The organism is Aeromicrobium sp. Leaf291, from assembly GCF_001423365.1.
Taxonomy (GTDB): Bacteria; Actinomycetota; Actinomycetes; order Propionibacteriales; family Nocardioidaceae; genus Aeromicrobium.
On the sequence record NZ_LMNM01000003.1, the window covers coordinates 485,124 to 506,048 of the forward strand.

The window sequence follows — 20,925 nt, forward strand, 5'->3', positions numbered from 1 at the left end:
GCGTCAGCCTAGGGCACCGGAGGGTGGGTTCGGGGCGTTGTGTGCCAAACCGCGATCGACAGCAGCGACACGCTCGCGATCGCCACGCCCAGCAGCACGACCGCCACCGCGGTCGCCGACTCCGACCCCGCCGCCAGCACCACGCCGACGACCATGACGGGGGTCAGCGCGAACTCGATCCGCGATGCCGTGCCGCCGCGCTCCCGCCCCTGCAGGATGGCGATGAGCACGCGGCGCAGGCCCAGCAGCCCCATCGCGGGGACGAGCCAGTGGGCGATCGGCACGGCGTCGAGGAACGCGGAGCCGAAGGCGATCTCGATGACGGGCTCGGCGAGCACGGTGACCACGACGACGATGGGCACGAGCACACCCACGCAGAGGGCCAGGCTGCGGCGCACGAGCCGGCCGTCACCGTCGGCCGCGGCCTGGGCTGAGGAGAAGCGGGGCAGGAGCACCACGGCGATGCCGGATCCCAGCATGGCCGCGAGCGAGGCGAGGGCCCCGGCGGTGGCGTAGAGGCCGAGCGAGACCGTGCCGGCGACCGCGCCCACGAGGATGCGGTCGAGGCCCAGGCCGTCGATCGGGCCCAGCGTGCCCACGTACGTGGACCGGGCCAGTCGCCACAGGTCGGACTCCTCGAGCGGCTCCCCTCCGCGTCGAGGCGCGAGCAGGCGCACGCCGACGACGAGACCGAGTGCGAACGAGCCCACCATCACCAGGCACACCCCGAGCGCCGTGGCGCTGCCGGAGACGATCAGCACGACCACGAGGCTCGCGGTGACGAAGGTCTGCGGGAGCAACGTCGCCACGGCCACCCGCGCCATCGACGAGCCCTCCCCCAGCAGCGCCGAGGTGACGATGCGGAACGCCATGTTCTCGAGTGCGAGCAGCACCACCGCCGCACCCAGCCACCACGTGCTCGAGGCGGAGAGGTCGCCGTGCGTCAGCACGAACACCACGCCGAAGGGCACGGCGCAGAGCACGGCCACGACCGACCACCGCCGGGCGAGGTGCCCCAGACCGTCGCGTGCGGCGAGACCTCGGTCGGCGAGACGCTTGATCACGACGTTGGGCAGGCTCCCACCGAGCGTCAAGGCGGCTCCGGTGCCGGAGAGGGCGACGACGAGGGCCACCTCACCGCGACCCTCCACGCCGAGCAGACGGGCGGAGATCACGCCGCTGACCGTCATGAGCAGCTGCACGACGAAGCCACCGCTGACGACGGCGAGCCAGGCGATCCGCTCCCCCCAGCGCCCACTCTCCTGGGTGGTCGTCACGGGTTCTCGTCCGGTCGTCCGCGCGGCTCCGACGTACCGAGCATGGCGCGGGCGTATCGGGCGGGCGTGACGAGGTCGCTCTCCCTGGTCGTCACCCGGTACCCCGGTGCGAGCACGGTGCGCAGGGCCCGACCGACCGACGCGACCTCGAGGTCGCACGCCTCGCCCGCCCCCAGGGCACGGGCCTCGCGGGCGCGCACCACGGACCCGGCGGTGACCACGGGGACCCCGGCCGACTCGGCCTTGCCCATGATGCCGCTCGGGCCGTTGTTGGTGAGCAGCAGCGGGATCGCGTCCATGGCGGCGATGTAGCGGTCGAGCGTCGGGTTGTCGAGGTAGGCGTCGCGGACGAGGAGGCGTTCGCGCGGGTGGGGCGCCAGACCCTCGACCCAGGCACGGACCTCCGGCGTGAGCGCGCCGGCGACCACGAGGACCGCGTCCAGGTCCTCCGCCACGAGGGCGTCGAGGATCATCGGCGCGTTGCGGCGTTCGCTGACGAACCCGAAGACTCCGACGAGCCGGGCGTCGAGCGGCAGGTCGAGCTCGGCCCGCCACCGTGCACGCTCGGAGGCGTGCGCGGTCCCGTCGTTGGGATCGCCGATCCGTCGGACCACCCAGCCGGTCCCGACGTCGTCGCGCCCGGAGAACCCGACGACGCGGTGCAGGCACCGTCGGGCCATGGCGACGAGCGCCAGGGTGGCCTTCGGCACGCGCAGCCGCCAACCGGTGCGGTCGGTGAGCGCGAGCCGGGCCGGGTAGCGGGTGAGCATGAAGGTCACGCGGGGCCGCGTCGGCAGGTCCTTCAACGCCCGGGGGGCCACGAGCCACCAGCGCTTGAGCGGCTGGTCACCGTCCATGACGAGCACGTGCCCGACGTCGCCGCGCTCGCGGCAGACCCGGGCCACCTCCCGCGCGACGGCATCGGTGGCCGGCAGGACTCCGTCGAGCGCCTCCACGACCTCGACCCGTCCGGCGTCGTGCAGCTCCGCGAGGTGGGCCGCGAACTCCTCGGTGACCCGGGCCCCGTGCGACGTCAGCAGCACCACCGGACCGCCGAGCACCGCCTGCTCGACGACGAAGGAGACGGACTGGAAGTGGTGTCCCGTGTGGTCCGGATCCACGACGAGCGTCGCCACGTGGTCCGCCATGCGCGCTCCTGTCGTCGTCCTGAGGCGCGCCAAGACTACATTCGTCCCCGGGACCTCCCGACCGGTTCCGAGAGGAGTGTCGATGTCCTGGCTCAGGAGCACCGCCGTCGAGACGCTGGCCCGACGGGGCCTCGCGCTGCGTCGTCACCCGGGCGCCCGGCGCCAGAGGATCCTGGCGGCCGCCGGTGTCGACCTCGTCGTCGACGTGGGTGCGGCCCGAGGTGGGTTCGCCCGCGAGGTGCGCTCGTTCGGGTACACCGGACGGCTCGTCTCGTTCGAGCCGCTCGCCGCCGCCTACGCCGACCTCGCGGCGGCCGCCGCCGACGACCCCGCCTGGGACGTGCGGAACCGGGCACTCGGCTCCTCCCCCGGCGAGGCCGAGATCAACGTCGCCTCCAACAGCGACAGCAGTTCGCTGCTGCCGATGGACGAGCGTCACGTGGCCGCGGCACCCGAGGTCGGCTACGTCGCCACCGAGACCATCACGGTGGCGCGGCTCGACGACGAGCTCGCCGACGACCCCGCCCGTCGACCGTTCCTCAAGCTGGACACCCAGGGCTTCGAGCGCGAGGTGCTCGCGGGCGGCCCGACGATGCTCGAGCGGGCCGTCGGGCTCCAGCTCGAGCTGTCGTTCGTGCCGCTGTACTCCGGCGGCATGCTGGTCGACGAGGCCGTCTCGTTCGCCTACGACCACGGGTTCACCATGGCCGCCATCGACGCCGGGTTCAGCGACCCGTCCGGGCGCCTGCTGCAGGCCGACGGCGTGTTCGTCCGGACGTGAGCGAGCTCGGGCCGCGGCCTGGCCCCACCCGCCGCGCGAACGCACGTAACCTCCCCAGCGCTCGACGGTTGAACGGGTGCCGACCCCGGCCCGAGGGAGCCCCGTGACCGACCAGACCATCGCCAACCGCGTGCGCGAGACCGCCAAGCTCGCGCTGCGACGAGCCCTGCAGCGCGCCGACCTCCAGATCGGTCGCGGCTCCTACTCCTCGCACCTCGCCCAGACCCTCCGCTCGCGCGACATCGACACGGTGCTCGACGTCGGAGCCAACGTCGGGCAGTTCGCCACGCTCCTGCGCAGCGCAGGCTTCCGCGGGACGATCCACGGCTTCGAGCCGTTGGCCGGCGCGTACGCGGTGCTCAGCGCCAGGGCGGCCAAGGACCCGGCGTGGTCGGTGCACCACACGGCGGTCGGTGCGGAGCCAGGCAGCACGCGGATCAACGTCTCCGCCAACTCCTTCTCCTCCTCGATCCGCGCCATGACCGACAAGCACCGCACCGCGGCACCCGGGTCGGACTACGTCGCGAGCGAGACGGTGCCCGTCACGACCGTCGCCGCGATCGTCCAGGAGCACGGCATCGACCCCGCGCGCACCCTGCTCAAGATCGACACGCAAGGCTTCGAGGACGAGGTGCTCGCCGGCGCCGGCCACCTCCTCGGCCGGTTCGGGGCCGTGCAGCTGGAGCTGTCGTTCGTCGAGCTCTACGCCGGCCAGCGGCTGCACGACGAGCTCGTGCAGGACCTGGCCTCGGCCGGTTACCGGCTCCAGCAGCTCGAGCCCGGTTTCTCCGACCAGGACGGTCGCCTCCTGCAGGTCGACGGTCTCTTCGTCCTCACCTCCCACGACCGCTAGGAAGACATCCGTGCACCCTCGAGTCCGATCCGTGGTCCGTCCCGCCGTGATGGCCGCCAACACCCCGCTCGCCCGCGCGAGGGCGAGTCGAGCCCTTGCGTCGGCGGCGCGTCCGTTCAAGCTCGAGATCGGCGGCATCGAGCCCCGGCCGGGCTGGGTGGTCACGAACGTCAACGCGGTCACCCGGCTCTACCTCGACGCCACGGCCCCGTGGCCGATCGAGGACGGCGCCCTCTCCCACGTCTACTCCGACAACGTCATCGAGCACCTGCCGCTCGAGGCCGGCCGCGCCCTCATGGCCGAGGCGCACCGGTGCCTGCGCCCGGGCGGCGTCATCCGCTTCGTCACCCCCGACCTGCGCGCCCACGTCGACCGCTACCTCGCGGGCACGTCCCCGCGGGGCGACGCCGAGGCACGTGTCTACGAGGAGATGGGGCTGACGGTGGAGCACCCGCTCGACTGGGTCCGGATCCCGATCGCCTCGTTCGGCCACCACGAGGGCTACGTGTACGACGACGCCACCCTCGCGGCCGAGCTGACCCGCGCCGGGTTCTCGTCGGTCGCCCGCGCCGAGCTCGGACGCAGCGACCACCCCGAGCTCGACGGGCTCGACAACCGGGTGGAGGAGGGCGGCGCGCAGATGGCCGTCGAGGCGATCCGCTGACGTCCGACCTGCCGACGCTGCCCTATCCTCCTGCCATGCCACCGGGAAGAGTGACGTCCGCCCTGGCGACATCGGTCTGGCGTCGTCGCCACCCGCAGTGGGCGGCCGGCCGGCCGGGCCACCTGGCGCCGACGCTGCAGCTGCGGCCACGCACGCTCCCGCGCACGGTCGCCGACGCGCTGTCCACGCGGTGGGCGGCCCGCCGCGCGGACAAGCCACCGTGGATCACGGCCGACGCCCTGGAGGCGCTGGACGAGCTGCTGCTCCCCGACGACCGCGCCCTCGAGTGGGGCTCGGGCGGCACCACCCTCTGGCTGGCCCAGCGGCTCGCCGCCGTGACCTCGATCGAGGGGGCACGGGCCTGGCACGACGACCTCGCGGCGAGGCTGCGCACGGAGCGGATCACGAACGTCGACCTGCACCTCGTGCCGTTCGACGAGCTGGGCTACGAGACCCCCGAGCACGAGGCGGCCTACGTCGGCGCGGTGCCCGAGCTGGAGCCGGAGTCGCTGGGCCTCGTGCTCGTCGACGGCGAGTACCGCGACCGATGCGCTCTGCGCGCGCTCTCCCTGCTGCGACCGGGCGGCCTGCTGGTCCTCGACAACGCCGAGACCTACCTACCGTCCACCACACGCTCCCCGTGGCACGTGAGCCGTCCGGCGACGACCCCCTGGGCGGAGTTCGCCGAGCGCACCGGTGGATGGCGCCGTCTCTGGACCACCAACGGGGTGTGGGACACCGCGCTCTGGATCAAGCCCCCACGCTGAGCCGACCCCCGCCGGCCGCTCGTCGACGCTCGACCTGCTCGGCGAGGTTCGCGGCCCAGGTGGCCGGGGTCGTGCGACGGGCGAGCGACCTGCTCACGTCCGAGAACGCGGCGAGCCGCTCGGCGGGGAGCTCGCTCGTGCGCACCATCGCGCGGGCCCACGCCTCGACGTCGCCCGCCGGGACCACCCAGCCGTTGGCGCCGTCCTGCACGAACCCGGCGGCAGCACCGGCGAAGTCGGTGGTGAGCACGGGCAGGCCGCACGCCGCGGCCTCGTGGACGACCACGCCGTAGGGCTCGATGTGCGACGGCAGCACGAAGCACGAGGAGCGACGCATCAGGTCGGCCACCTCCGGCGGGGCGAGGAAGCCGTGCCGGACGACACCCTCGAGGTCGTCCAGCAGGTCTGCCTGGGGTCCCATGCCGACGACGTCCAACGACCAGGGCTCGTCGGTGAGCTCTCGGTAGCGACGGTAGGCGCCGGCCAGGACGTCCACGCCCTTGTGGTCGACGAGGCGCCCGCACCACAGGAAGCGCCGCCGGGACCCGATCTCCTCGGCCGTGCGCTCGGCGCTGTGGAAGACGGCGTCGTCGGCCGTGAGCGAGCCGCGGATCACGTCGCCCGGGCCGAAGCCCAGCATGCGGGCGTAGATCTCGCTGCGCTCGCTCGGCACCATCGCCACGTCGGCCACCGTCGCCACGTACCAGCGACTCACGGCGCGGCCGAGCCACTGCCGCGGGGCCCCACGCCAGAGGTTGTCCATGACCAGGATGCGCACGACCGACGACGGGACCGCACGCATCACCGCGCGGTAGGACCGCGAGAAGTTCCACGCGCTCATCACGACCGCGTCAGGGTCGAAGCGGGAGACCCGCTCGACCAGCTCGGCACGGGTCGGCTCGCTCGACCACAGCAGGTGGTCGGCGTACTCGCCGATGCCGAGGTCGCCGAACGCGGTGTCGCGCATGGCGCCCACGGCCACGTCGGGCGAACCGGGCTGCACCACGAGCAGGTCGTGGCCGAGGGCATGGAGGGCTCGGTACTGGGCATCGAGGTAGCCCGTCATCCCGTTCCCCAGGAAGGCGATCCGCACAGGCGCAGGCTAGCAACGCCGACGTGGGGCGGGGCCGCTTCGGCGGGACTGGCCCTGCGGTGCGCTCACCGCAGGATGATGGCGAGCCCGCGCTGGAACGAGGCGTCGAGGTCGGGGTCGGCCTCGACGATGCCGACGGCGGCGGCCTGGCGGTGCAGCTGGGTGGCCTGGGTGTGCCCCACGACGTAGAGCAGCAGGGTGCGGGCGACGTCGCGGTCGCTGTGCGCGGCGAGCGCCTCCTCGAGCGCGAAGACCCCGAGCCGGAACGCGGCGGTCGTGGCCACCACCTCGGCACCGTCGCGCACGGCCAGCATCGCGGCGCGCAGCCGGGTCGAGGTGGCGGCGAGGTCCGCGTCGACCTGCACGTCGGCCACGATCCGGTCGGCCATGAGACCCAGGAGGGTCTGCTTGTCGGCCACGTGGTGGTAGAGCGCACCGGGCTGCACGCCGAGCTCGGCGGCCACCCGGCGCATGGTGCAGAACTCCAGGCCGTAGGAGTCCAGCACGCGCAGGGAGCCCGCCACGACGTCGTCGAGGCTGTTCGCCACGGTGGTCTCTCCTCCCGGTCGGGTCGCGGATGTGCCACACTACCTGAACGGCGTTCACCTGAACGCTGTTCAGTCCCCTGGTCACCCCCCTGACCACAGGCCGAAGGACGCACGATGCCCAGCACCAGCACACCCCAGTCCGGCACCGCCTCGCCGCGCTCACGCCGCCTCACCACCACCGACCTCGCGCTCGTGGCGGTGTTCGCCGCCCTCACCGCGGTGTGCGCCGTGGTGGCCGCCCTGCCCTTCGGCGTCAACGGCGTGCCGGTCACCCTGCAGCTGTTCGCCGTCTTCCTGGCCGGCGGGGTGCTCGGCGCGCGGCGCGGGTTCCTGGCCATCGCGCTCTACCTGGCCCTGGGCGCGATCGGTCTGCCCGTGCTCGCCGGCGGCCAGGCGGGTCTCGCCCCGTTCGTCGGCGTCACCGCCGGGTACCTGTGGTCGTTCCCGTTCGTCGCCCTCGCGGTCGGCTTCGCGGTCGAGCGCGCCCGGGCCGCCGGCGTGGCCGTGACGGCCGCCGTCGTCGCCGTCGGGGGGCTGGTCGGCGAGGCGATCTGCTGGTTCGCCGGCGGTCTGGGCATCGCCCTCTACGCCGACACCCCGCTCTGGACGACGCTCAAGGGCGCCGCGGTCTACGTGCCGGCCGATCTGGTCAAGCTCGCCGTCGCCGCGGTCGTGGCCGCCGCCGTGCACCGCGCGTTCCCGCAGCTGCTCACGCGGCGATGACCCCGGCGAGCACCCCGTGACGGCTGGGCGAGACTGACCCCATGGCGACGATCGAGCTGACCGACGTCACCGTCACGGCACCCACCGCCGACGGTCACGTGACGCTGCTGCGGGACGTCAGCGCGCGCCTCACCGAGCAGCGGGTCGTCGTCGTGGGCGCCAACGGCTCGGGCAAGTCCACGCTCGCGCGGCTGGTGAACGGTCTGGTCACGGCGTCGACCGGCACCGTGCGGGTCGACGGGCTCGACGTGGCCACCGACGGTCCTGCGGTGCGTCGCCGCGTGGGCTTCGTGTTCACGCAGCCGTCCGCGCAGCTCGTGATGCCGACCGTGCTCGAGGACGTGGCGCTGTCGTTGCGCCGTCACGTCCCCGACAAGCGCGAGCGCGAGGCCCGCGCCCGTGCCGTGCTCGCCGACATCGGCCTGGGCGAGCACGCCGACACGTCGGTCCACGCGCTCTCGGGCGGTCAGCAGCAGATGCTGGCCCTCGCCGGCGTGCTCGCCTGCGAGCCGTCCGTCGTGGTCGCCGACGAGCCGACCACCCTGCTGGACCTGCGCAACGCCCGCGCGGTGGAGGAACGCCTGCTCTCCATGCCCCAGCAGCTCGTCCTCGTCACGCACGACCTCGCCCTCGCCCGACGCTGCGACCGGGCGCTCGTGGTCGAGGACGGGCGCGTGAGCGTCGACGCCGACCCGGAGGCCGCCGTCGCGCACTACGTCGAGAGCGCCCGGCGATGAGGCGGGCTCGATGAGGCGGCGTCGATGAGGCGGGCCCTCCCCCTGGGGCTGCACGTGCCCGGCGACTCGATCTGGCACCGGATCCCGACCGGTCGCAAGCTGCTCGGGGTCGTGGTCGTCGGCGTGCTGGTGGTGGCCCTGCGCGGGCCCTGGCCACCGGTCGTCGCGCTCGGCCTCGCGACCGGCGTGGCCGTGCACGCCGGGGTGCCGTGGCGCTCGCTGGCCCTGGGGATCCGCCCGCTCCTCGCCGTGCTCGCCGTCCTGGCGGCCTTCCAGACGTGGCAGCGGGGCTGGCCGGTGGCCGTCGAGATCGTGGCGACGACGCTGACCCTCGTCGCGCTCGCCACGACCTTCACCGCGACGACCGCCACCGACGACCTGCTCGACGCGATCGTGCGCATCGCGGGCGTGCTGCGCCCCCTCGGGGTCGATCCCGAACGCGTCGCGCTCGCCTTCTCGCTGGCGATCTCCTCCATCCCCACCGTCATGACGCTGTTCGACGAGACCCGCGAGGCCGCGAAGGCCCGTGGCCTCGAGCGCAGCCCCCGCGCCACCCTCGCGCCGTTCGCCGTGCGCACGGTCGCCCACGCCCACGACGTCGGCGACGCCCTCGCCGCGCGCGGCCTCGGCGACTGACGGGCCCCCGATTCGGACACTTCCGGGGCGGTTGGAGGGGTTCGAACGCCCCGAAACTGTCCGAAACCCGCGTTTTGACGCGTTGGAGCCGATCGATCGCCGCGAGATCGACTCCAACGCGTCAGAACGCGGGGCGGGGCCGACGAGGGTGGCCGAGCCCGGGGTCGGGGCTGCGCCGGTTGCCGCCATCGTGGCGGTGGGCTCCGAAAGGGCCTCGACCGGAGCGGACCCAGCGCATCGGCGGGGCTCCCGGGCCGCGGCCCCCGATTCGGACACTTGCGGGGCGGTCGGAGGGGTTCGAACGCCCCGGAACTGTCCAGAACGCGCGTTCTGACGCGTTGGAGTCGATCGATCGCCGCGAGATCGACGCGAAGTCGTCACAACGCGGAGTGGGAGCCGGGGAGCTCGGACGAGCCCGACGCTCCCGCTCCGTCGAGGCCTTTTGGAGGCCGCCGCGAGACCCAGCCACAGCAACGCAGCCCCGCCCCGACGCCCCGCCACAGCAACGCAGCACCGTCCGCGACCGACCGCCACTGCGCGACCCAGGCGCTACGGTCCTGGGATGGATGCGCTGCTCGGTGCCGTCGTCGGCGTGATCGTGACGGCGCTCGTGGGGCTCGTCTGGGTCCGGTCACGCCGCCCCGACGCCGCCCTCGGCGGGCCCGACGACCTGGCGACCTACGCCACCCTGCACACCGCCTCGCTGGCCGCTCCCGCCCTGCGGGCCGGGCTGGACGCCGACGGCGCAGCCGGCGCCCTGCCCCACGTCCGGGCCCTGCTGGGCGGGGCTCCCGCCGCACTGACCGACGGCACCGGTGTGCTCGCCTCCTCGGGCGAGGGCGACCACGCCCTGGCCGCGCCCCTCGTGGAGGCCGTGCTGGCCGAGGGCCGCACCCAGGCCTCCGACCGCGCGGTGGTCGCCCCGCTCGTGGTCGACGAGCTGGTCGTCGGCACCCTCGTGGTGCTCACGAGCCACCCCGCCGCCGGCATCGTCCGAGCCACCACCGAGGTGGCCCGCTGGATGTCCAGCCAGCTCGAGCTGAGCGAGCTGGCCGCGTCGCGGACCGCGCTCATGGAGGCCGAGCTGCGCGCCCTGCGGGCCCAGATCTCGCCCCACTTCATCTACAACTCCCTCGGCGCGATCGCCTCCTTCGTGCGGACCGACCCCGAGCGGGCGCGCGGCCTGCTCCTGGAGTTCGCGGACTTCACGCGCTACTCCTTCCGCCGCCACGGCGACTTCACGACCCTGGCCGACGAGCTGCTGTCGATCGAGCGCTACCTGGCGCTGGAGAACGCCCGCTTCGGGGACCGCCTGCGCGTGACGTCGAGCGTGGCGCCCGAGGTGCTCAACGTCGCCCTGCCCTTCCTGGCGGTGCAGCCCCTCGTCGAGAACGCGGTGCGCCACGGCATCGAGCCGAAGGACGGCCCCGGACACATCACGGTCGTCGCGCGCGACGTCGGCACCGCCTGTCTCATCGAGATCGAGGACGACGGCGTGGGCAGCGACCCCGACGTGGTGCGCGAGGCCCTCGCCGGTCGGGCGAGCGGCGGGTCGATCGGGCTGGCCAACGTCGACCAGCGCCTGCGCGCCGTCTACGGCAACGACCACGGGATCGTGGTCGAGACGGCCCCCGGCCTCGGCACGAAGGTCTCGCTGCGGATCCCGAAGTTCTCGCCCGACGCGCGGACGTGATGTCGCTCTACACTCCCCGGATGGACGACGTCGCCGGCACGCGCCACGCCGAGCCCGCTCCGGGCCTGCGCGCGCTCGTCGTCGACGACGAGCAGCCCGTGCTCGACGAGCTCGTCTACCTGCTCGGGCGCGACGACCGCGTCGGCGTCGTCGAGACGGCCCGCTCCGGGGCCGAGGCCCTGCGCAAGCTCGAGGCCGACCGGATCGACCTCGCGTTCCTCGACGTCGCGATGCCGGGCCTGTCCGGCATCGACGTGGCCCGCATCGTCGGGCAGTTCCGCACGCCGCCGCGGATCGTGTTCGTCACGGCGCACGACAACCACGCGGTCGACGCCTTCGAGCTGGGCGCCGTCGACTACCTCCTCAAGCCCATCCGCGAGGAGCGTCTGCGCGAGAGCATCCGGCGGGCCGTCGACGTCGGGGAGGCGACACCCGAGACCGACGAGACGATCCCCGTCGAGCTCGGTGGCGTGACCCGTTTCGTGCGGCGCTCCACCATCACGCACGTCGAGGCGCAGGGCGACTACGTGCGCCTGCACACCGCCGACGGCCACGGCCACCTGCTGCGCACCCCCCTGACCGGCCTCGTCGACGCCTGGTCCGAGGCCGGCTTCGTGCGCATCCACCGCAGCATCGCCGTGAACCTCGCACACGTCCGCGAGGTCCGCATGCAGGCCGGCCGCTGCAGCGTGGTGGTGCCCCGCGGCGACGAGCTCACCGAGCTGCAGGTCTCCCGACGCCACACACCGCTCCTGCGCGACCGGATCCACGACCGGAGCCGCTGACGTGGACGCGACGCCCGAGCAGCCCCCGTCGTCGGGGCGGGTGCGGATCACGAGCCCGCTGTCGACGGCCCCGGCGCACGTGCGCCGCAGCGCACGGGAGGAGATCGACGAGGAGACCGGCGTCGGCGAGGTGTACATCCGCTCGCTCGTGCGCACCCAGCTGCGCTCGGCGCTGGCCGTCGTCACGCTCCTGGCCGTGGGCATCGGGTCGCTGCCGCTCGCCTTCACGCTCCTGCCGGGCCTCGCCCGCACCCAGGTGGGACCGGTACCGCTGCCGTGGATCGTCCTCGGCGTGCTCGTCTACCCCGCGCTGCTGCTCGTCGGCTGGGTGTACGTGCGGCGGGCCGAGCGCGCCGAGGCCGACTTCGCCGCCCTCGTCGAGGCGGCCGAGCACCGGTGAACACGTCCTACGCCGTGGCGGCCGTGGCGCTCGTGTCGATCGCCACGCTCGGCATCGGGGCCTTCGGCCTGCGGGTGAGCCGCACGACGAGCGACTTCTACGTGGCGTCGCGCTCGGTCTCACCGGCGCTCAACAGCTCGGCGATCGGCGGCGAGTACCTCTCGGCCGCCTCGTTCCTCGGGGTCGCCGGGCTCGTGCTCGCCTCGGGGCCCGACGTGCTCTGGTACCCGATCGGCTGGACCGCGGGGTACCTGCTGCTGCTCGTGCTCGTCGCCGCACCGCTGCGCCGCTCCGGTGCGTACACGATCCCGGACTTCGCGCAGGTCCGGCTGCAGTCGAAGGCGGTGCGTCGGGCGGCCACCCTCCTCGTGGTCGGCGTGGGCTGGCTGTACCTGATGCCGCAGTTCCAGGGCGCCGGGCTGACGCTGCGGACCGTCAGCGGCGCACCCGGCTGGCTGGGGATGGCCCTCGTCGCGACGATCGTCGTGGTCAACGTCGTGGCCGGCGGCATGCGGAGCATCACCTTCGTGCAGGCCTTCCAGTACTGGCTCAAGCTGACCGCCCTCCTCGTGCCCGCCGTCTTCCTGCTGCGCGCGTGGGCGCTCGACGGCGCCCCGTCCCCGGTCGCGCCCGAGGCCTGGTTCGAGCCGTGGGGCACCACGGACGCCCAGGGCCTCTACACGACGTACTCGGTGATGATCGCGACGTTCCTCGGCACGATGGGCCTGCCGCACGTGGTGGTGCGCTTCTACACGAACCCCGACGGTCATGCGGCGCGTCGCACCACGCTCATCGTGCTGGCACTGATCGGCGGCTTCTACCTCCTGCCGACCGTCTACGGGGTCCTCGGCCGGGTGTACGCCTCGGACCTGGTGACCTCCGGGCGGGCGGACACCGTGGTGCTCGAGCTGCCCGGACGGGTGCTCGGCGGTGGTCTCGGCGAGGTGCTCTCGGCCCTCGTGACCGCGGGGGCGTTCGCGGCGTTCCTCTCCACGTCCTCCGGGCTGACGATGGCGATCGCCGGCGTCGTCGGCCAGAGCCTCGCGTCGGCCGGCCCGCTGGCCGGGCGGGTCTCGCCCATCACGTCGCTGCGCCTCGCGGCGGCCGTCTGCGTGCTCGTGCCGCTGGGCCTCGCCCTCGTGGCCGAGCCGATCCCGGTCGCGAGCTCGGTGACGTTCGCCTTCGCCCTGGCCGCCTCGACGTTCTGCCCGCTGCTCGTGCTCGGGATCTGGTGGCGCGGGCTCACGGCGCCGGGTGCCCTGGCGGGCATGGCCGGGGGCGGCCTCAGCGCCCTGCTCGGCACCGTGGTGGCCATCTCCGCCCGTCCCGACGGCTGGGTGGGCACCCTCGCCGCACAGCCGGCCATGTGGAGCGTGCCCGTCGGCTTCGGTCTCATGATCGGCGTCTCGCTGCTCACGCGCGACCGCGTCCCGAGCACCGTCGCCCGCACCATGGTGCGCCTGCACACCCCCGAGCGCATCGACGTCCAGCGCTGACCCCTCCCCATCGGTGGATCCTCACCACCAGGGGCTGCATCGGTGGATCCTCGACCACGGACACCTCGCTGACGATCCACCCCTGGGTGGGAGAGAGCGACACCGCTCGTCGCGCGTGAACCGCCGCTCGTCGCACCGTCCGCGCCGCGCACCGCAGCCCTCGTGGCACCGACCGCACAGGAGTCGTTGTGACCTGGCGCACAGGTGTGCGCGCTCCCTAGCGTCGCTCCGTGGGACCCACGTCACACCGGCGACGGTTCCCTCCGGTCAGACATCCACCCCACGCAGAAGACGAGGTGCCCACCCGTGGCTGAGAAGATCACGCCCGAGGTCCATGCGGCCTACGAGCGCATCCATTCCACGCCGGAGTTCGCAGAGCTCCGGCGGCGGTACCTGAAGTTCGTCGTCCCGATGACGGTGACGTTCATGCTCTGGTACCTCCTCTACGTCGTGTGCTCGAACTGGGCGCCCGGATTCATGGGCACCAAGGTGTTCGGCAACATCAACATCGCCCTGCTGTTCGGCCTGCTGCAGTTCGCGACCACCTTCGGCATCGCCTGGTGGTACGCCCGCTACTCGGCCCGCGAGATGGATCCCATCGCGGGCGAGCTGCTCGTCGGCTTCGACAAGGAGGTCGGCCAGTGAGCACGCAGACCTTGATCGCCGCCGCCTCCTCGGACTCCGGCAGCCACCAGGCCCTCACGGCGACGCTGTTCCTCCTCGTCGTCCTCCTGACCGTCGGCATCACCTTCTGGGCAAGCCGCAACACCAAGACGGCCGCCGACTACTACGCCGGTGGACGGTCCTTCAGCGGCCTCCAGAACGGCTTCGCCATCGGCGGCGACTACATGTCGGCCGCCTCGTTCCTCGGCATCTCCGGCGCCATCGCGCTCTCGGGCTACGACGGCTTCCTGTACTCCATCGGGTTCCTCGTCGCCTGGCTCGTGGCGCTGCTGCTCATCGCCGAGCTCCTGCGCAACTCCGGCCGCTTCACCATGGCCGACCAGCTCGCCTACCGCATGCGGCAGCGGCCCGTCCGTACCGCGGCGGCCACGTCGACGATCGTCGTGTCGATCTTCTACCTCCTGGCCCAGATGGTCGGCGCGGGCGCCCTCGTGGCACTCCTGCTGGGCGTCGACTCCGCGGCGGCGAAGAACTTCACCATCGCCGGCGTCGGCGTGCTGATGATCGTGTACGTCGTGTTCGGTGGCATGAAGGGCACCACCTGGGTGCAGATCGTCAAGGCCGTGCTGCTGATGTTCGGCACGATCCTCATCTCCGCCCTCGTGCTCGCGAAGTTCAACTTCAACCTGTCCGACCTGCTCGGCCAGGCGGCCGACAACAGCGGCCAGGGCAGCGCCTTCCTCGAGCCCGGCCTCAAGTACGGCGTCAGCCTGACGAGCAAGATCGACTTCGTCTCGCTCGGCATCGCGCTGGTGCTCGGCACGGCCGGCCTGCCGCACATCCTGGTGCGCTTCTACACGGTGCCCACCTCCAAGCAGGCCCGCGTCTCGGTGCTCTGGGCGATCGGCATCATCGGCACCTTCTACCTGCTGACGCTCGTCCTCGGCTTCGGTGCCGCGGCGCTCGTCACGGGCGACGCGAAGGACCGCATCGTCGAGTCCGGCGGCAACCTGGCGTCCCCGCTGCTCGCGGAGGCCGTCGGTGGTGGCGCCGGCACGACAGGTGGCGCCATCCTGCTGGCCCTCATCTCGGCCGTCGCCTTCGCGACGATCCTCGCGGTGGTCGCCGGCCTGACGCTGACGTCGGCGTCGTCGGTCGCGCACGACCTGTACGCCAACGTGATCAAGAAGGGTGAGGTCACCGGGGCGCAGGAGGTGAAGGTGGCGCGGATCGCGGCCTTCTTCATCGGTGGCGTCGCGATCGCCCTGGCCATCCCCGGCCAGAAGCTCAACGTCGCCTTCCTGGTGGCGCTGGCCTTCGCGGTCGCGGCCTCGGCGAACCTGCCGGCCCTGCTCTACAACCTGTTCTGGAAGCGGTTCAACACCCGCGGCGCGACGTGGAGCATCTACGGCGGACTCGTGTCAGCCGTGGGGCTGGTCGTCTTCAGCCCCGTGGTGTCGGGCTCGGAGACGGCACTGTTCACGACGGTGGACTTTGCCTGGTTCCCGCTGCAGAACCCCGGCATCGTCTCGATCCCGTTCGGCTTCTTCATGGGCTGGCTGGGCACGGTCACCTCGAAGGAGACCGAGAGCGAGGCACGGTTCGCCGAGCTCGAGGTCCGGTCCCTCACCGGAGCGGGCGCCGAGAAGTGACGTCGCGGGGGCCCGGTTCGCGCCGGGCCCCCGCACGCGCAAGGGTGGGGTCGGGACGTGTCCAGGGGCGTCCCGACCCCGCACGACGACACCGCCACCACGGCACCGGTGCAGCGACCTCGGTGCCGGCGAACGGGCAACCCCCGCGCAACCGCAGTTGAAGCACCCTGTCACCTGAGCCACCATGCAGACGTACCCCCTGATCGAGGAGAACCTTGTGAGCGAGCACGGCATCAGCAACCTGTCCCGTGAGGACCGCGTCTTCGAGCCCCCCGCCGACCTGGCCGCGCAGGCCAACGTGAAGGCCGACGTGTACGAGTCCGCCGACGCCGACCGCCTCGGCTTCTGGGCCGACGCCGCGCACCGCCTCACGTGGGGCACCGACTTCGAGGAGGTGCTCGACTGGAGCAACCCGCCCTTCGCGAAGTGGTTCGTGGGCGGGAAGCTGAACGTGGCGTACAACTGCGTCGACCGCCACGTCGAGAACGGCGACGGCGAGAAGGTGGCCCTGCACTTCGTGGGCGAGCCCGGCGACACGCGCGACCTGACCTTTGCCCAGCTCAAGGACGAGGTGTCCAAGGCCGCCAACGCCATCGAGGAGCTCGGCGTCGAGGCCGGCGACCGGATCGCCATCTACATGCCGATGATCCCCGAGGCCGTCATCGCGATGCTCGCCTCGGCACGCGTCGGCGCCGTCCACACCGTCGTCTTCGGCGGCTTCTCCTCCGACGCGCTCGCGAGCCGGGTCGAGGACTGCGAGGCCAAGCTGGTCATCACCGCCGACGGCGGCTACCGCCGCGGCAAGGCCTCCGCGCTCAAGCCTGCCGTCGACGAGGCGCTGGCGAAGCTGGGCGACGCCTCGCCCGTCGAGAACGTGCTCGTGGTCCGCCGCACCGGCGAGGACGTCCCGTGGAACGGTGACGTCGACGTGTGGTGGCACGAGGTCGTCGACGAGTCGTCCACCGACCACCGCTTCACCGAGTTCGACAGCGAGCACCCGCTCTTCGTCATGTACACGTCGGGCACCACGGGCAAGCCCAAGGGCATCCTGCACACGTCGGCCGGCTACCTGACCCAGGCGGCGTACACGTTCTGGGCGACGTTCGACCACAAGAGCGACGACGTGTACTGGTGCACCGCCGACGTCGGCTGGATCACCGGACACTCCTACATCACGTACGGCCCGACGGCGAACGGTGCCACGCAGGTGCTCTACGAGGGCACCCCCGACACCCCGCACAAGGGCCGCTGGTGGGAGATCATCGCCGACAAGAAGGTCAGCCTCTTCTACACCGCGCCCACCGCGATCCGCACGTGCATGAAGTGGGGCGAGCAGATCCCCGCCGAGCACGACCTCTCGAGCCTGCGGATCCTCGGCACGGTCGGCGAGTCGATCAACCCCGAGGCCTACGTCTGGTACCGCGACACCATCGGCGCCGGGGCGACCCCGATCGTCGACACGTGGTGGCAGACCGAGACCGGCGCCCACATGATCACCCCCCTGCCCGGCGTCACCGCCGCCAAGCCGGGATCGGCGATGACGGCGTTCCCCGGCATCACCGCCGAGGTCGTCGACGACGCCGGCAACCCCGTCGGCAACGGCGAGGGCGGCTACCTGGTGATCACCGAGCCGTGGCCGTCGATGCTCCGCACCATCTGGGGCGACGACGACCGCTACGAGGAGACCTACTGGTCGCGGTTCAAGGCCCAGGGCTACTACTTCGCCGGCGACGGCGCCAAGAAGGACGACGACGGCGCCATCTGGCTGCTCGGCCGGGTCGACGACGTCATGAACGTCTCGGGCCACCGGCTCTCGACCACCGAGATCGAGTCGGCGCTCGTCTCGCACCCGAAGGTCGCCGAGGCGGCCGTGGTCGGTGCCGCCGACGAGACCACCGGCCAGGCCGTGTGCGCGTTCGTCATCCTCCGCGAGTCCGCGGGTGACGGGGGCGAGGACGTGGTCGCCGAGCTGCGCAACCACGTGGCCAAGGAGATCGGCCCGATCGCCAAGCCGCGCCAGATCATGGTCGTGCCCGAGCTGCCCAAGACCCGGTCGGGCAAGATCATGCGCCGCCTGCTGCGCGACGTCGCCGAGAACCGCGAGGTCGGCGACGCCACCACCCTGGCCGACTCCACGGTTATCCAAACACTCCTTGAGCAGCAGCGCGGCTCCGCGGGCGCCGAGGACGACGAGTAGGGCGCGTCGCTCGCCACCGCTCGGGGGGTCCGCTATCGTAGGACACGCATCGGTGGCACGGTGTACTCCTCTGGTCTGGCGGTCAGGGACGCGAAGCGCCCCCCGGGATTCTTCCCGGGGGGCGCTGCTCTGTGCTGGGGCGGATCAGGCCGGCGCGGTCGCCCTCGAGCGAGCCGGAGGCGTGACAGCTGCAGCGGCGATCGCCCAGCCGTTGCCGACCTTGGCCGCCGGCAGCGACCCGCTCTCGATGCGCTGGTGGACGGCCTGACGGGAGACGCCGAGCCGCTCGGCCGCCTCGGTGAGGGACAGCAGCTCGGGCATCGCCGGGACCTCCTGGTCGACGCGCCGGTCGTACTCGCGGGTGGTCATGCCGGTCACGCTGACGGCCGGCACGGGGGCGAGCCCGAGGGCGGATGCGACGGCGACCTGCAGGTTGGGGGCCTCGACGGTGAGGATCACGGTGATCCAGCCGCGGGCGGAAGTGGTGGCCGCGGGGTGCAGCCCGTCGAAGGTGTCGAGCAGCTTGTCGAGTGCCGCCTCGGAGACGTCGCGCTCGGCGAGCTCGACCTCGATGTTGAACTTCATGGTGCGCTCCTGGTGGTGGGGTGGGGGTGGGAGGATGGTGGCCCCACCCGGACCGGGAGCAATTGCTCTGCTCCCGGCCCGGAGTGGTTCGCCCGCTAGGGCGGCCACTTGAAGCCGGACCGCTTCAGGGCTGCGAGCCCGTTCCGCCAGCCGCGACGATCGCTGGGGGTGCCAGCGAAGTTCGTGACCCAGTTGCCGTTGGGCGCGTGAATCGTGGGGTGACCGTCCTTGGTCTTGCCCACGGTGTAACCCGCGTCCTCGAGCGCCTTGATCAGCCGCTTCAAGTCCTTGTTCATGATGCCTCACCTCCCTTCGTTTTGACAAGTGAAGCGTACCATTGGGGCTTGACGTTTATCAAGTCATGGCTCGAGGGGGCGCGGCGGGTACTGCGCGCGGTAGGCCTCGTCGATCCCGTGGTAGACGCCCCGGATGAAGTAACCGGGCACCAGCCAGGGGTACTCGTTCTCGCCGTGGGCCCAGACGTGGTGGCACTCCCCGCACAGGTGCGCCAGGTTGAACGCGTCGTGCGGGCCGCCCCGAGCTCGCGTCACCCGGTGGTGCAGCTCGGTCCCCGGGCGGACGCGACACCGCTCGCAGATGCCGCCGGAGCGGCGGATGACCTCCTGGGCGACCTCGTCGGTGACACCCTCGCGGGGGCGCGACCTCGAGCGGGGCGGAATCCGCTTCTGGCGGGACGGCATGCCGCCCGAGCGGGACAGGCCTCCCCCGGACCGGGACAGGCCGGCCGTGCCGCGCTGCAGCGGCGCACCCCGCTTCATGGGCGTGCGCTTCACCAGAGGTCCCGACGTCGGTCCGCGCCGGCGAGCTGCACGGCCGTCGCTCCACCCCGGAGGCGGGACAGCGCGCGGTCGCCGTACCGCTGGCGCAAGGTCGCGCCGTCGAGGTTCGTCGTCACGATGAGGCGTCGCGCCTCGCGGGAGCGGTGGTCGACCAGCGACTCGAACTGCTCGACGGCCCACTCGGTCGCCCGCTCGGCGCCCAGGTCGTCGATGAGGAGCACGTCGGAGTCCTGGGCGACCCGAGGGAGCCGTGAGGGCGCGGCGTCGGGGCGCAGGGCGTCGAGGAGGTCGCCGAGCCGGAACCCGGCGACGTAGCGTCCCGCGTCGGCCGCGGCGCGGAGCACGGCGTAGCCGGCGTGCGTCTTGCCGACTCCGACACCGCCGTAGAGCAGCAGCGTCGGCGAGTCCGAGCTCAGCCACCCGGCGATCTTCGGGGTCCACTCCGCGGCGGGGGCGAGGTCGGCCAGCGTGGCGTCGGTGAAGCGCGCGGGGACCGACTCGTCGTACAGCCGGCGGCGGGCAGCGCGGCGACGGCGGGCAACGTCCTCGACCGTGAGGCGGTCCGGCTCGAGGTCGACCTCGTCGCCAGCGGGTCGAGCGGTGGCGCGGCCTCGCTCGAGGATCGCCTGCAGGTGGGCGGGAAGCGTGGTCATGAGCGGTCGTCCTCTCCGAAGTAGTCGCCGCCGGCCGGGTGGGCGGCGGGGGCGTCGACGTAGGGCGTGAACCCGGCAGCTGGCGCGCGAGGAGGGAGCGGCTCGTCGTGCCAGCCCTCCCGGTTGAGCCACGTGGTGGGGTGCGGGATGAACTGCGGTTCAGGCAGGTTCGGATCCGTGGCCAGGCGGCGGGCGCCGTCGATCGCGGCCCGAGCGAGCGCGGCGTCGCGTCGAGCGAGGCGATCGAACTTCGAGCGCGCGGTGCCCTTGCCCGTCTTGCGGGGGTAGGTCGACCAGAACTGCTCGAACAGGCCGTCGCGCTCGGGCTTGGACAGCCCGGACGCCGGAGCGCGCTCGCTCGCCGCGTCAGCGGTGAGCATGAGAGCTTCTTGTGGTTCTTCTTCTTGTGGTTCTTCTTCTGTGGGCACGGGTGCGGCTACCCCCTCCGCACCGGTGCGGCTACCCCCTCCGCACCCGTGCGGCTGCATAGCCGCACSGGTGCGGCTACCCCCTGGGGACCACTCGAGGGAGTAGACGGTCGCGGCGAAGGTGCGGTCGGGACGCCGGCGGACGGTGCGAGCGAGCCACCCGGCGGCCTCGAGCTCGGCGACGGCGCGGTCGATCGAGTCGGTGGAGCACCCGAGCGACTCGCCCAGCAGGCGGCGCGACGGGAACGCGCGGCCCTCGCTGTCGGCGTAGTCGTCGAGCAGCCCGTAGAGGGCCTTGGCGCGGGCGGTGATCTTCGGATCGCGGAGCAGCTCGCGCGGGGTGCGCCCGTAGTGGGGCGCGGTGGTGCGGACGATCGTGGACATG

The 20,925-nt window shown here is 72.6% G+C and carries 23 protein-coding genes; 14 read left to right on the top strand and 9 right to left on the bottom strand.

All coding sequences use genetic code 11. From position 1 onward, the window contains the following. Positions 1 to 8: 8 nt before the first annotated feature. Positions 9 to 1,277 carry a lipopolysaccharide biosynthesis protein gene (locus tag ASF35_RS15990; RefSeq protein WP_055969685.1) on the bottom strand — a complete coding sequence of 423 codons (1,269 nt, stop codon included), beginning with the start codon at positions 1,275 to 1,277 and terminating at the stop codon, positions 9 to 11. Further along, the gene (locus ASF35_RS18150) at positions 1,274 to 2,425 is read right to left on the bottom strand and encodes a hypothetical protein (protein ID WP_055969688.1); all 1,152 of its coding nucleotides are present in this window, start codon (positions 2,423 to 2,425) and stop codon (positions 1,274 to 1,276) included. The genes ASF35_RS15990 and ASF35_RS18150 overlap by 4 nt, the downstream gene beginning before the upstream one ends. Before the next feature lie 82 nt (positions 2,426 to 2,507). On the opposite strand from ASF35_RS18150, the gene ASF35_RS16000 reads away from it, so the two are divergent. From ASF35_RS16000 to ASF35_RS16015, 4 genes are all read left to right on the top strand, one after another. Continuing rightward, a complete protein-coding gene (locus tag ASF35_RS16000) occupies positions 2,508 to 3,206 on the top strand; it encodes an FkbM family methyltransferase (protein WP_055969691.1) in 699 nt (232 codons plus the stop codon). Between the two features lie 103 nt (positions 3,207 to 3,309). Beyond that, a complete protein-coding gene (locus tag ASF35_RS16005) occupies positions 3,310 to 4,059 on the top strand; it encodes an FkbM family methyltransferase (protein WP_055969694.1) in 750 nt (249 codons plus the stop codon). A 31-nt stretch (positions 4,060 to 4,090) separates the two neighbouring features. Next, the gene (locus tag ASF35_RS16010) at positions 4,091 to 4,723 is read left to right on the top strand and encodes a methyltransferase domain-containing protein (protein WP_055969699.1); all 633 of its coding nucleotides are present in this window, start codon (positions 4,091 to 4,093) and stop codon (positions 4,721 to 4,723) included. Between the two features lie 35 nt (positions 4,724 to 4,758). Beyond that, a complete protein-coding gene (locus tag ASF35_RS16015) occupies positions 4,759 to 5,490 on the top strand; it encodes a hypothetical protein (protein WP_156368068.1) in 732 nt (243 codons plus the stop codon). Here ASF35_RS16015 and ASF35_RS16020 read toward each other — a convergent pair. Both ASF35_RS16020 and ASF35_RS16025 read right to left on the bottom strand, forming a co-directional pair. Beyond that, the gene (locus ASF35_RS16020; RefSeq protein WP_055969704.1) at positions 5,474 to 6,583 is read right to left on the bottom strand and encodes a glycosyltransferase family 4 protein; all 1,110 of its coding nucleotides are present in this window, start codon (positions 6,581 to 6,583) and stop codon (positions 5,474 to 5,476) included. The two genes, ASF35_RS16015 and ASF35_RS16020, sit on opposite strands and share 17 nt — an antisense overlap. A 65-nt stretch (positions 6,584 to 6,648) precedes the next feature. Beyond that, entirely contained in the window at positions 6,649 to 7,131 is a 483-nt protein-coding gene (locus tag ASF35_RS16025; RefSeq protein ID WP_055969707.1) for a TetR family transcriptional regulator, read from the bottom strand. Positions 7,132 to 7,245: 114 nt separating this feature from the next. On the opposite strand from ASF35_RS16025, the gene ASF35_RS16030 reads away from it, so the two are divergent. The 10 genes from ASF35_RS16030 to acs all read left to right on the top strand — a co-directional run bounded on the left by ASF35_RS16030 (position 7,246) and on the right by acs (position 18,074). Next, positions 7,246 to 7,854, top strand: a complete 609-nt coding sequence (locus ASF35_RS16030; RefSeq protein WP_055969710.1) for a biotin transporter BioY — start codon at positions 7,246 to 7,248, stop codon at positions 7,852 to 7,854. A gap of 41 nt (positions 7,855 to 7,895) precedes the next feature. Then, the gene (locus tag ASF35_RS16035) at positions 7,896 to 8,591 is read left to right on the top strand and encodes an energy-coupling factor ABC transporter ATP-binding protein (protein ID WP_055969713.1); all 696 of its coding nucleotides are present in this window, start codon (positions 7,896 to 7,898) and stop codon (positions 8,589 to 8,591) included. 24 nt (positions 8,592 to 8,615) lie between these two features. Continuing rightward, the gene (locus ASF35_RS16040) at positions 8,616 to 9,227 is read left to right on the top strand and encodes an energy-coupling factor transporter transmembrane protein EcfT (protein ID WP_055969716.1); all 612 of its coding nucleotides are present in this window, start codon (positions 8,616 to 8,618) and stop codon (positions 9,225 to 9,227) included. 562 nt (positions 9,228 to 9,789) lie between these two features. Next, positions 9,790 to 10,920, top strand: coding sequence for a sensor histidine kinase (locus ASF35_RS16045; RefSeq protein WP_055969719.1), 1,131 nt, complete (start codon positions 9,790 to 9,792; stop codon positions 10,918 to 10,920). Positions 10,921 to 10,940: 20 nt separating this feature from the next. Beyond that, a complete protein-coding gene (locus ASF35_RS16050; protein ID WP_055969722.1) occupies positions 10,941 to 11,705 on the top strand; it encodes a LytTR family DNA-binding domain-containing protein in 765 nt (254 codons plus the stop codon). A 1-nt stretch (position 11,706) separates the two neighbouring features. Beyond that, the gene (locus ASF35_RS16055; protein ID WP_055969724.1) at positions 11,707 to 12,105 is read left to right on the top strand and encodes a hypothetical protein; all 399 of its coding nucleotides are present in this window, start codon (positions 11,707 to 11,709) and stop codon (positions 12,103 to 12,105) included. Next, the gene (locus ASF35_RS16060; RefSeq protein ID WP_055969727.1) at positions 12,102 to 13,601 is read left to right on the top strand and encodes a cation acetate symporter; all 1,500 of its coding nucleotides are present in this window, start codon (positions 12,102 to 12,104) and stop codon (positions 13,599 to 13,601) included. The genes ASF35_RS16055 and ASF35_RS16060 overlap by 4 nt, the downstream gene beginning before the upstream one ends. Positions 13,602 to 13,907: 306 nt before the next feature. After that, entirely contained in the window at positions 13,908 to 14,246 is a 339-nt protein-coding gene (locus tag ASF35_RS16065) for a DUF485 domain-containing protein (protein ID WP_082480128.1), read from the top strand. Then, positions 14,243 to 15,877: a cation acetate symporter gene (locus tag ASF35_RS16070; RefSeq protein WP_055969731.1), complete on the top strand. Its 1,635-nt coding sequence runs from the start codon at positions 14,243 to 14,245 to the stop codon at positions 15,875 to 15,877. Before ASF35_RS16065 ends, ASF35_RS16070 begins: the two co-directional genes overlap by 4 nt. Positions 15,878 to 16,061: 184 nt before the next feature. After that, the gene (gene acs / locus ASF35_RS16075) at positions 16,062 to 18,074 is read left to right on the top strand and encodes an acetate--CoA ligase (RefSeq protein WP_200931787.1); all 2,013 of its coding nucleotides are present in this window, start codon (positions 16,062 to 16,064) and stop codon (positions 18,072 to 18,074) included. Positions 18,075 to 18,218: 144 nt separating this feature from the next. On the opposite strand, the gene ASF35_RS16080 is transcribed toward acs, so the two are convergent. The 5 genes from ASF35_RS16080 to ASF35_RS16100 form a co-directional block, all read right to left on the bottom strand. Next, entirely contained in the window at positions 18,219 to 18,659 is a 441-nt protein-coding gene (locus ASF35_RS16080) for a helix-turn-helix domain-containing protein (RefSeq protein ID WP_055969734.1), read from the bottom strand. A gap of 95 nt (positions 18,660 to 18,754) precedes the next feature. Further along, a complete protein-coding gene (locus tag ASF35_RS16085; RefSeq protein WP_055969737.1) occupies positions 18,755 to 18,955 on the bottom strand; it encodes a hypothetical protein in 201 nt (66 codons plus the stop codon). 63 nt (positions 18,956 to 19,018) lie between these two features. Continuing rightward, entirely contained in the window at positions 19,019 to 19,453 is a 435-nt protein-coding gene (locus tag ASF35_RS16090; protein WP_055969740.1) for an HNH endonuclease, read from the bottom strand. Then, on the bottom strand, positions 19,450 to 20,112 hold the full coding sequence (locus ASF35_RS16095) for an ATP-binding protein (protein ID WP_055969743.1): 663 nt from the start codon (positions 20,110 to 20,112) through the stop codon (positions 19,450 to 19,452). Before ASF35_RS16095 ends, ASF35_RS16090 begins: the two co-directional genes overlap by 4 nt. Further along, positions 20,109 to 20,924, bottom strand: coding sequence for a helix-turn-helix domain-containing protein (locus ASF35_RS16100; protein WP_055969746.1), 816 nt, complete (start codon positions 20,922 to 20,924; stop codon positions 20,109 to 20,111). Before ASF35_RS16100 ends, ASF35_RS16095 begins: the two co-directional genes overlap by 4 nt. Position 20,925 lies beyond the last annotated feature (1 nt).